This is a genomic window from Stenotrophomonas sp. FR012, from assembly GCF_047520565.2.
Classification (GTDB): Bacteria; Pseudomonadota; Gammaproteobacteria; order Xanthomonadales; family Xanthomonadaceae; genus Stenotrophomonas; species Stenotrophomonas sepilia.
The window spans coordinates 1-10,659 of the sequence record NZ_JAXBQL020000025.1; the positions used below are offsets into that span (position 1 = coordinate 1).

Annotated in this window: 9 protein-coding genes; 7 read left to right on the top strand and 2 right to left on the bottom strand. The window is 68.5% G+C overall.

Annotated elements, in window-relative coordinates; translation table 11 throughout:
• Positions 1-38: 38 nt before the first annotated feature.
• Complete coding sequence (locus ACM0O9_RS19660; protein WP_065196123.1) at positions 39-692, bottom strand: response regulator; 654 nt, start codon at positions 690-692, stop codon at positions 39-41.
• Positions 685-3,714 (bottom strand): sensor histidine kinase, encoded by a 3,030-nt coding sequence (locus tag ACM0O9_RS19665; RefSeq protein WP_235649258.1) that lies wholly within the window; start codon positions 3,712-3,714, stop codon positions 685-687. The genes ACM0O9_RS19660 and ACM0O9_RS19665 overlap by 8 nt, the downstream gene beginning before the upstream one ends.
• 96 nt (positions 3,715-3,810) lie before the next feature.
• Between ACM0O9_RS19665 and ACM0O9_RS19670 the strand changes: the two genes are divergently transcribed.
• The 7 genes from ACM0O9_RS19670 (at position 3,811) to ACM0O9_RS19700 (ending at position 10,590) form a co-directional block, all read left to right on the top strand.
• Positions 3,811-4,143 (top strand): hypothetical protein, encoded by a 333-nt coding sequence (locus tag ACM0O9_RS19670; RefSeq protein ID WP_005417009.1) that lies wholly within the window; start codon positions 3,811-3,813, stop codon positions 4,141-4,143.
• A 50-nt stretch (positions 4,144-4,193) separates the two neighbouring features.
• Positions 4,194-4,637, top strand: a complete 444-nt coding sequence (locus ACM0O9_RS19675; protein WP_414604262.1) for a helix-turn-helix transcriptional regulator — start codon at positions 4,194-4,196, stop codon at positions 4,635-4,637.
• Positions 4,634-5,290 carry a hydrolase gene (locus ACM0O9_RS19680; protein ID WP_005417006.1) on the top strand — a complete coding sequence of 219 codons (657 nt, stop codon included), beginning with the start codon at positions 4,634-4,636 and terminating at the stop codon, positions 5,288-5,290. The genes ACM0O9_RS19675 and ACM0O9_RS19680 overlap by 4 nt, the downstream gene beginning before the upstream one ends.
• Positions 5,291-5,292: 2 nt before the next feature.
• Positions 5,293-5,718 carry a DoxX family protein gene (locus ACM0O9_RS19685; protein WP_414604263.1) on the top strand — a complete coding sequence of 142 codons (426 nt, stop codon included), beginning with the start codon at positions 5,293-5,295 and terminating at the stop codon, positions 5,716-5,718.
• Between the two features lie 119 nt (positions 5,719-5,837).
• A complete protein-coding gene (locus tag ACM0O9_RS19690) occupies positions 5,838-7,685 on the top strand; it encodes an amidohydrolase (RefSeq protein WP_414604266.1) in 1,848 nt (615 codons plus the stop codon).
• A complete protein-coding gene (locus ACM0O9_RS19695) occupies positions 7,664-8,947 on the top strand; it encodes an alginate export family protein (RefSeq protein ID WP_329843569.1) in 1,284 nt (427 codons plus the stop codon). Before ACM0O9_RS19690 ends, ACM0O9_RS19695 begins: the two co-directional genes overlap by 22 nt.
• The gene (locus ACM0O9_RS19700) at positions 8,941-10,590 is read left to right on the top strand and encodes an MFS transporter (RefSeq protein ID WP_065196125.1); all 1,650 of its coding nucleotides are present in this window, start codon (positions 8,941-8,943) and stop codon (positions 10,588-10,590) included. The genes ACM0O9_RS19695 and ACM0O9_RS19700 overlap by 7 nt, the downstream gene beginning before the upstream one ends.
• The last annotated feature ends 69 nt before the right edge of the window (positions 10,591-10,659 follow it).

Sequence of the window (10,659 nt, forward strand, 5' to 3'; positions counted from 1 at the left end):
CCGCGGGTGCAGGGCTGCAAGCCCTGCCGGACAACCCCCTAATCGTGACCGCTGTCGTCCAGGCTGATGATGCCGCGCCGCAGCGCCTGGGTTACCGCATGCGTGCGATCACCCACGCCGAGCTTGTCCATCAGGCTTTTCATGTGCGCCTTCACCGTCTGTTCGGAAATCTGCATGCGCTCGCCGATGCGCTTGTTCGACAGCCCTCCGGCCACGTGCCGCAGTACCTCGGTCTCGCGCGGCGACAAGCGATCTTCCACTACATGCGCGGCGATGCTGGCCGCCACGGCCGGGGGAATCGGTGCGCGCCGGCCGCCGGCGACCATGCGGATGGTGTCGACCAGTTCATGGCGCAGCATGTCCTTCAGCAGGTACGCGCTGGCGCCGGCCTGCAGCGCCCGCACCGCACGTACGTCACCACGGTAGGTGGTCAGCACGATTATGCGCGCGCGCGGATCCATCGTGCGGATCCGCACGATGGCTTCCACACCATCCAGGCGTGGCATCTGCAGGTCCATCAGTACCACGTCTGGCTGCAGCTGCTGATAGCGCGCGATGGCTTCCTCGCCATCGGCGGCCTCGCCGAGCAGGCGCAGGTCGGAATGGGCGCCCAGCAGCGCAGCCAGGCCGTCACGCAGCAACGGGTGATCATCGACCACCAGTACGCCGATCGGGGTAGGCGATTCAGTCATGGCTCGTTCTACTCCAGGGCCAGCGCCAACGCGATGGGCGGCGGTGATACAGGCGACGGGCGGGAACCGCCAGCGCGATCTCGGTGCCCAGCCCGGGGCGGGTCCACAGCTGCAGTTCCGCGCCGAGGCGCTGGGCGCGCTCACGCATGCCCTGCAGGCCCCAATGGCCATGGCCGGCGTTCTCGTCGGCAATGCCGGCGCCGTCGTCGCGCACGTGCAGCAGGAAACAACGCGTGCCATAGGACAGTTCCACTTCAATGGCACTGGCATTGGCATGGCGCAACGCATTGCGGATGGCCTCGCGCCCGATCAGGAACACTTCTTCGGCCGCGTCGGCCTGCAGCGGTGGCGTCGCGCCTTCCACGGTCAGGCGCAGGGGATTGATGCCATGCCCGGCGTATTCGGCGTGCACGTCGGCCAGCGCCGAAGCGAGGTCGCGGCCCGCGAACGGCGCCTCGCGCAGCGCATTGACCCGCTCGCGACCCTCGGCCAGGTTGCGCTCGGCCAGCTGCATCGCTGACTCAAGCTGACTGCGCACAGGCTCCGGTGTCTGCGCTGACTGGCTGATCGCGTGCAGGCGCAGGATCAGGCCCTGGCTACCCTGCAGCAGGGTGTCGTGCAGGTCGCGCGCGATGCGTTCGCGCTCGCCGTTGCGTTCCTGCAGTCGGGCGCGGAACAGTGCGGCCAGCTGCCCGCTGCGGATGCGTACCGCCAGCACCAGCAGTGCAAGCACGGCGGCGGTGCACAGCAGCTTGAACCACACTGTCTGCATGAAGGTGGGAGCGATGCGGAAGCTGCGGCTGGCCGGTGCGGTGCTCCAGATGCCGTCCTCGTTGGCGGCTTCCACCTCGAACCGGTAGCTGCCGGGCGCGAGGTTGGTGTAGTACGCACGTGTGCTGCTGCCAGCGTCCTGCCAGCCGTCATCCACGCCCGACAGGCGGTAGCGGTAGCGGTTGCGCTCCGGACGTGCCAACGACAGCGCCACGTACTCAATCTGCAGCTGGCTGGTGCCGGCCGGGAGGCGCAGGCCATCGCGTAGCGGCGCGTGCTCGCTGCCATACAGCACCTCGCCGATGCGCACGCTGGGAGCCATCGTATTGACGTGCGAGCGGGTGGTGTCCAGCCAGGCCAGGCCCTGGTTGGTGGCCAGCCACAGCAGGCCGTCGTCGGCCAGGGCGGCGGTAGCGATCGGTCCGCTCTGCAGGGCGATGCCGGGCATGCCGTCGATGGCATCGAACAGGCGTGGCGTCACTGGCAGACCGGTGCGCAGGGCACGGCGCAGCAACCCGCTTTCCATCCGTACCAGGCCACGGCTGCCGTTTAGCCACAGGTGCCCATTGGCATCGGCGACCATGCCGGTGATGCCCTCCAGGACACCGGCCATGTCGGTGCGCACCGGAACGAACGGGCCGTTGTCCAGCCGTGCCGCCAGCCCCGCTTCGCCGGCGACCAGCAGAAGGTCCCGGTGGTGCAGCATCGCGGTGATCGGCCCTACCGACAGGCCGTTCCCGGCGTCGAAGGTCTCGGTGCCATTCGTACCCAGGCGGCGCAGGCGGCCATCGGCATAGCCGAGCAGCAGCTGGCCATCGGCATCCAGCGCCAGCGATGAGCAGGCCTGCTCTGGCAGGCGGATTTCACGTTGCCACTGGTCATGCTGGTAGTGCAGCACCCCGCGTTCTCCGGCGCAGACCCAGGCCTGTCCGTCATCGGGGAACAACAGGGCATGCAGCGGCTGCCCGGTGAACGGCGCCGGCAGCGGGATCAATGTGGTGTGGCCGGCGACCGTGCGCGCGAGGTTGACCCAGTCGAACTGCCAGATCGGCGTGGGTGCCTGCCGAGCGGCGGCCTGCAGCTGCGTGGCGCTGCCATCCAGCAGGGGGCGCCGCAGGTCGTAGGGCTTGAGGTCTTCGCCATAGCCATACACGCGCCCATCGCTGGCCCGTACCAGCGAGCGGTAGGGATCGCTCGGGCCGACCACCAGGGCGTGCACGCTGCGTGCGCGGAAGCGGTTGAGGCCGAGATTGGTGCCAATCCAGAGATTGCCTTCGCGATCGACGATGATCGGCACTGCCGATGTGGCGGTCAGTCCTTGCGGCGAATCGAAGCGTTCCATTCGCACGGCCCGTGTGCCGTCGAAGGTGATGCGGGCGACGCCGCCGTGCGGGCTCATCGTGGCCCACAGCGCGCCATCGGCAGTGAACTGCAGGCGCGCAGCAACCAGTTCCGGCAACCGCCGCGCCTCACGTTCGCCGGCCGCCAGCAGACCCTGCGCGTTGGCCAGCGGCGAGGTGCCGCGCACCCGGTCGGCCAGCCACACTTCACCCTGCGGGCTTTCGGCCAGCGTCGCCATCTGCGAGACCGCGATGCCGGTGTCCTCGAACGCGGTCTGGCCCGCCGCACGCATCCAGATCTTCAGGTCGGCCAGCACCCAGAACCTGCCCCGGCTGTCGTGCAGCACCCACTGCACACGGCGCTCTGGCAGGCCGGCAGCGGCCGGCAGTGGCTGCCAGCGATGTCCGTCAAAGCGGCGCAGCCCGCCATTGATCGCCGCCCAGAGCTGCCCCTGGCGATCCTGGCTGAAGCGTGGGACCACGCCGACCGGCACCCCCTGCTCGCGGCCGTAGCTGCGCAGCTGCCCATGCGTGAACTGGCTGATGCCGGCCTGGAAGTATCCGATCCACAGCGCACCGCCGGCGGCATGCGCCAGCGTGACCATGTTGGTGGACGGGAACTGGCTGCCGGCGGGCGCCGCCTGCCGTTCGAAGCGACGGCCATCGAAGCGGTACAGGCCCGAGCCGGTAGCCAGCCACAACAGGCCCTCACGGTCCTGGGCAATGTCCCAGATATCGCCCGGCGCGCCCTGGCCGACACGCCAGGCGGTGTGTTCGTAATCGGGCAGCCCGCCGCTCACCGGCGGGCGCTGCACGGCAAAGGCGGGCAGGGAGGTCAACAGCAGCAGGCACGTCAGCAGCGTCGGCAGGCGACGCACGGACGGGAAGGGGCGGCCACGCATGGCGCGCATTCTGGCAGGTGTGGGGCAGTCCGGGGTGACCCGAACGGGGTAGGCGGCGTGCGCCGGCGTCGGCTATCACGCCGGCATGCCCTCCGGAGCCCCGCCATGCAGCGCCTGTTCGTGATGTTCCCCGACCGCGGTCCGGGCATCGGCCTGCTGTGGTTGCGGTTGTGCCTGTCCGCTGCGCTGTTCACGCCCGGCATGCAGGCGGGCGGGTGGTCGGCGTTGTGCCTGCTGGCAGTGCTGATGCTCGTGCTGGGTGCGTTGACGCCGCTGGCGGCGCTGATGGCGGCCGTGGGCATGTTCGCGCAGCAGGCGCCGTGGCCGCAGGCGGTGCTGCCATTGGCGCTGTTGATGCTGGGCCCTGGCGCCTATTCATTGGATGCGCGGTTGTTCGGGCGCCGCCTGCTCGGCCGTCGGCCTCCCCCATTCGGGTAGGTGCTGGCCTCGACCGACGGGGGTAGGGCATCACGCAGGGGTCACGCACCATGGGGCACCCCTTCGCGGCGTCCCGCATGGCCACCCTCTTCCCGCCTGATCCGCCCGCCGCTTCACTGGCACCGCAACAGGCCGCCGCGTTGCAGCGCGCCCTTCGCTATGTCGATGAGCATCTGTCGCAGCCGCTGCGGGTGACCGAGCTGGCGGCGGCCGCCTGCGTCAGCCGCTTCCATCTGGTACGCCTGTTCCGCGTCGGTACCGGCGCCAGCCCGCTGCGCTATGTCCGCCGCCGTCGCATCGAGCGCGCGCGCCAGCTGCTGCCGGGCGCGCAGCTGCCGATGGCCTGCCTGGCCCAGCAGCTGGGCTTCTTCGACCAGAGCCATTTCGTCCGCAGCTTCCGCGCGGAGACCGGCTGCAGCCCCGGCCAGTACGTTGCCGGCGATGCCGCCCTGTTGCATCCCCTTGATCGTGTTTCCAACGGAGTCCACCCATGAGCCTTGCCACCGCCACTCCCGCCCCGGCGCTGCTGTCGCCGACCGACCACGCCCTGGTGCTGATCGACTTCCAGTCGCAGATGGCGTTCGCCACCCACACCATCGACATTTCCGCGCTGCGCAACAACGTGTCGCTGATCGGCAAGGGCGCCAAGGGCTTCAATGTACCGGTCGTGCTGACCACGGTCGCCGAGGCATCGTTCTCCGGGCCGATGTTCCCGGAACTGCCGCAGATCTTTCCGGGCCAGACGGTGTTCGATCGCACCTCGATGAACACCTGGGAAGACCAGCCTGTGATCGATGAGATCAACCGCATCGGCAAGCGCCGTCTGGTCATCGCCGGCCTGTGGACCAGCGTCTGCATCGTCGGCCCGGCACTGTCGGCGCTGGCGCAGGGCTTTGAGGTGTATGTGATCACCGATGCCTGTGGCGATGTCAGCGAGGAAGCGCACGAGCGTGCGATCACCCGCATGGTGCAGGCCGGCGCGGTGCCGATGACCAGCGTGCAGTACCTGCTCGAACTGCAGCGCGACTGGGCACGGGGTGAAACCTACGACCTGACCACCGGCATTGCGCGCGATCACGCTGGCGGCTACGGCATCGGCATCCAGTACGCCAAGCGGATGTTCGGTGCGCAGGAAGGCGGGCACTGAGCATGGTTGCCGGCCATGGCCTCGACCTGGCCCTGCTGATGCTGCGCGTGGCGGCAGGAGGCTTCCTGCTGCCGCACGCGCTGGGCAAGCTGTTCGGCTGGTTCGGGGGGCCGGGGCTTTCCGGCTTCGCCACCGAGCTGCGCGGTTTCGGGCTGCCGGCAGTGGCACCGTTGCCATTGCTGTTGGCCTTGCTGCAGGTGTTGTCCGGGCTGGCCGTGCTGCTGGGGTGGCAGACCCGCATCGCCGCGCTTGCGGCGGCTGCCTTCATCGGCTTCACCGTGCTGTTGGCCCTGCCCAAGGGCTGGTTCTGGATGCGCGGCGGCAGTGAGTACCCGTTGATGTGGACCACGGTGCTGCTGGCCCTCGCGCTGGCCGGCCCCGGCGCCTGGGCGCTGGACGGCCAACGCTTTCCGGGAGGATTCGCATGAGTCACGATCCCCTCGATCACGGCCGCCGCAACGTGGTGCTGGCCAGCGGCGCCGCTGTTGCGCTCGGCCTGGCAGGTCGCGCCGGTGCCGCACTCGATTCCACTTCCAAGGAGCGTCGCATGAGCACGCTGGTCATCCGCAATGCCCGCATCACCACCCTCGACCCGCAGCAGCCGCATGCGCAGGCGCTGGCTGTACAGGAAGGCCGCATCGTCGCCGTCGGCAGCGACGAGGAGATCATGCGCGGCTGGGGCAATGAAGCGACGCTGATCGACGCGCAGCGCCGGCGCCTGCTGCCCGGCCTCAACGACAGCCATACCCACCTCATCCGTGGTGGCCTGAACTACAACCTGGAACTGCGCTGGGACGGCCTGCGTTCGCTGGGCGACGCCCTGGACATGCTGAAGGCCCAGGTAGACCGTACTCCCGCGCCGCAGTGGGTCCGCGTGGTCGGTGGCTTTACCGCCGCGCAGTTCAACGAGAAGCGCCTGCCGACGCTGCAGGAGCTCAACGACATCGCGCCGGATACGCCGGTGTTCCTGCTGCACCTGTATGACCGCGCACTGCTCAACCGCGCCGCGCTGCGCGCCTGCGGCTACAGCAAGGACACACCGGATCCGCCGGGTGGCCAGATCGTGCGCGATTCGCTGGGCAACCCGACCGGGCTGCTGCTGGCCAAGCCGAATGCGCTGATCCTCTACGCGACGCTGGCCAAGGGCCCGCGCCTGCCGATCGAGTACCAGGCCAACTCGACGCGCCACTTCATGCGCGAACTGAACCGGCTTGGCATCACCTCGGTGATCGACGCCGGCGGTGGCTTCCAGAACTACCCCGAGGACTACCAGGTCATCGAGCAGCTGCATCGCGATGACCAGCTGACGGTGCGCATCGCCTACAACCTGTTCACCCAGAACAAGGGCAGGGAAGTGGATGACTTCCGTGGCTGGAGCGAGATCCTGCAGCCGCGCCAGGGCGATGACCTGCTGCGCCACAACGGCGCGGGCGAGATGCTGGTGTTCTCCGCCGCCGACTTCGAACTGTTCAACGAGCCGCGCCCGGAACTGCCGCCGGAGCTGGAGCCCGAACTGCACGACGTGGTGAAGCTGCTGGTCGAGAAGCGCTGGCCGTTCCGCATCCACGCCACCTACGACGAGAGCATCACCCGCATCCTGGATGTATACGAACAGGTCAACCGCGAGGTGCCATTCGATGGCCTGCACTGGTTCATCGACCACGCCGAGACCATCACTCCGCGCAATATCGAGCGCATCCGCGCGCTGGGTGGGGGTATCGCCGTGCAGCACCGCATGGCCTACCAGGGCGAAGCCTTCGTCGAGCGCTACGGCGTGCAGGCGGCACGGCACACGCCGCCGGTCAAGCGCATGTTGGCCGAGGGCGTGCCGGTGGGCGCAGGCACCGACGCCACCCGCGTGGCCAGCTACAACCCGTGGGTGGCGTTGTCCTGGCTGGTGACCGGGCGCACCGTGGGCGGGTTGGCCCTGTATGGCGAGGAAAACCTGCTCGAACGCGAGCAGGCGCTGCGCCTGTGGACCCAGGGCAGCGCCTGGTTCTCCGGCGACGAAGCAGTGAAGGGGACATTGAAGGTTGGTCAGCTGGCCGACTTCATCCTGCTCTCGGCCGATTTCTTCCGCGTCGACGACGCGCAGATCGCCGACATCACCAGCATGCTGACCGTGGTCGGCGGGCGCATCGTGCACGCCGACGGCGATTATGCTGGGCTGGCGCCGCAGCTGCCGCCGGCGATGCCGGACTGGTCGCCGGTCAACCGGTTCGGTGGTTACCACGTTGGTGGTGCCGCCACCGGATTGGCCGCTGCCCATCGCCACCATCACGGTGTGGCCTGCAGTACGCATGGTGCTCACGGTCATGCCGCGCATCACGCGGCGCCGACCGATGACCTGGCCGGGTTCTGGGGCGCGATGGGATGCTCGTGCTTCGCGTTCTGAGCCTGGCGCTGCTGTCCGTGCCCTCGCTGGCGCTGGCCTGCGAGGGCGGCCGCTGCAGCGACGCGGGCAACGGCGAGCTGCAGCTGGACGCATCGCTGCGCCTGCGTGGCCTGTACTACGACCCGACCCGGTTTGGTATCGGCGGCAGCGAAGACGGCTATGGCCTGCTGCGCGCACTGGCTTCGGCCACCTATGTGGAGGACACCTGGCAGGCAAAACTGCAGCTGGGCGTGCATGCCGAGAATGGCAAGGCAGGCGGCCCGGGCCGCACCGACCGTGGTGCCTTGGACGTGCAGCAGGCGTACTGGCGCTGGCAGCGCGGTGGCTTCCATCTGCAGCTCGGCCGGCAGGAAGCCGGCTATGGCAGCTCGCGGCTGTTGTCGGTACGCGATGGGCCGAACATCCGCCTGGCCTTCGATGGTGCGCGCCTGGGCTGGAAGGGGCGGCTCGGCACGCTTGACCTGATGGCCCTGCGGCCGGTCGAGAACCGGCCGGGTGCCTTTGATGATCGCAGCGAACACGGTGCGCACCTGTGGGGTGCCTATGCCACCGCGGCACGCGGGCAGGGCGTGGGACAGTGGGATCTGTACCTGCTGGACTATCGTCGCGACGGTGCGCGCTTTGCGGCGGGCTCGGGAACCGAGCGCCGGCAGACACTCGGTGCGCGCTGGTTCGGCCAGTCAGGTCTGCTGGACTGGAACAGTGAGCTGGTGGCGCAGGGCGGTGAACTGCGTGCCGCCACCGGCCCACTCGACGTCCGTGCCTGGACGCTGGCGACCGACACGGGCTGGCGCTGGAGGGAGCGGCCACTGCAACCGCGGCTGGGGCTGAAGGCCGACATCGCCAGTGGCGATGGCAACCTGCACGACCGGCGACTGGGCACCTTCAATGCACTGTTCCCGAAATCGGCTTACTTCAGCGAGGCCAGTCTGCTGGCCCCGGCCAATCTGATGGACCTGCAGCCGACCCTGACCCTGCGCCTGCACGACGCGGTGACGACGGAACTGGGCGTACAGATGGCCTGGAAGCATCGTCGTGCCGATGCGGTCTACACCACGCCGGCGCCGCTGGTGGCGTTGCCGGGCAGCGCCGGTGGCGCGCGCCGCATCGGCACCCAGTACAAATCCGAAACCCGCTGGCAGGCCAGCGAACACTGGCAATGGCAGCTGCAGCTGGCCTGGGTCGACGCCGGTCCTGCACTGAAGCAGGCTGGAGGCCAGGACACGCTGTTCGCCTCGATCGTTGGAGCATGGCAATGGTGAACGCAACCGCGTCGCAACCCCCCGTACAGGACGCAGGTGCCTGGTCCCCGCTGAAGATCCAGATGTTCCGTTCGATCTGGCTGGCAATCCTGGCCAGCAACATCGGCACCTGGGTCAATGATGTGGCCGCCGCCTGGGTGATGGCCGAGCGCACCGGTTCGCCGCTGATGGTGGCCCTGGTGCAGTCGGCCACCACGGTGCCGATCGTGCTGCTGGCGCTCGCTGCCGGCACCCTGGCCGACATTGTCGATCGTCGGAAGTACCTGTTGGCGACCCAGGGCTGGATGCTGCTGGTGGCCGCAGCGATGGCTGCGTTGACCGCGATGGACCTGCTGACCCCGCAGTTGCTGGTGCTGCTGACCTTCTGCATGGGCTGCGGTGCGGCGATGGCAATGCCCGCGCAGGCCGCCATCGTCTCCGAACTGGTGCCACAGCCGATGCTGGCCTCGGCGGTGGCGCTGAACTCGATCGGCATCAATATCGCCCGTTCGATCGGCCCGGCCATCGGCGGCGTGATCGTCGCCCAGCTGGGTGCGGTCTGGGCGTTCGGCTTCAATGCCATCACCTTCGCGGCGATGCTGTTCGTGGTGTGGGGCTGGAAGCGCGACCCAAAGCAGTCGAGCTTGCCGCCGGAAGGCTTCGGTGCCGGATTGAAAGCGGGCCTGCGCTACGCGAGCCGTGCCGGACGGCTGCAGGCGGTGCTGATCAAGTCGGTCGGCTTCTTCTTCTTCGCCGCGGCAATGAACGCGCTGTTGCCGGTGGTAGTGCGTGGGCAGATGCAGGGTGGGGCGGGGCAGTACGGCATGCTGCTGGGCTGCATCGGCATCGGCGCAGTGGGTGGTGCGTTGCTGCTGCCGAAGCTGCGCGCACGGATGGATCGCGACCTGCTGGTGCTGCTGGCGACGTTGTCGCTGGCCCTGAGCCTGGTCGGGCTGGCGCTGACCCGCAGTTGGTACGTGCTTCCGGCGGTGATGCTGGTCAATGGTTTTGCGTGGATCACCGTGCTGTCGTCGCTGCAGATCGCTGCGCAGACTGCGGTTCCGGCATGGGTACGTGCGCGTGCGCTGGCGCTGTACATCATGGTGTTCTCTGCCGGCATGGCCGCCGGCGGCCTGAGCTGGGGCGCGCTCGCTCAGCGCACCTCGCCCGAACTGGCATTGCTGGTGGCAGCGGCCGGTGCGGTGATCGGTGGGTTGCTGGTGTGGCGCGTGCGCATCGCCGGCACCGAAGACCTGAACCTGCGCCCGGCCGGGCACTGGCCGGCACCCGAGCTGTCGGTGCCGGTGTCGAATGATCGAGGCCCGGTGCTGGTCACCATCGAGTACCGCATCGATGATGCTGATCGTGCCACGTTCCAGGCGCAGATGCGCGCGCTGGGCACGATCCGCCGCCGCGATGGCGCCGTGGTCTGGGGCGTGGTCGAGGACGTGGCCAGCCCGGGCATCCACCTGGAGTATTTCGTGACCCCGTCGTGGCTGGAGCACCTGCGCCAGCATGAGCGCATCACCGCCGACGACAAGGCGATCCAGGAAGTGCTGCGGGAACTGCATCGCGGTGAGCGCGCACCGGTGGTACGCCACTTCGTGGGTGGCCATGATCCGCTGCCGAAGACCGGGGTACCACACCATCACAGCGATATCTGACACAAAAAGGGGACGGAGGGGATTAAGTCGTTTGTGCACAAACGACTTAATCCCCTCCGTCCCCTTTTT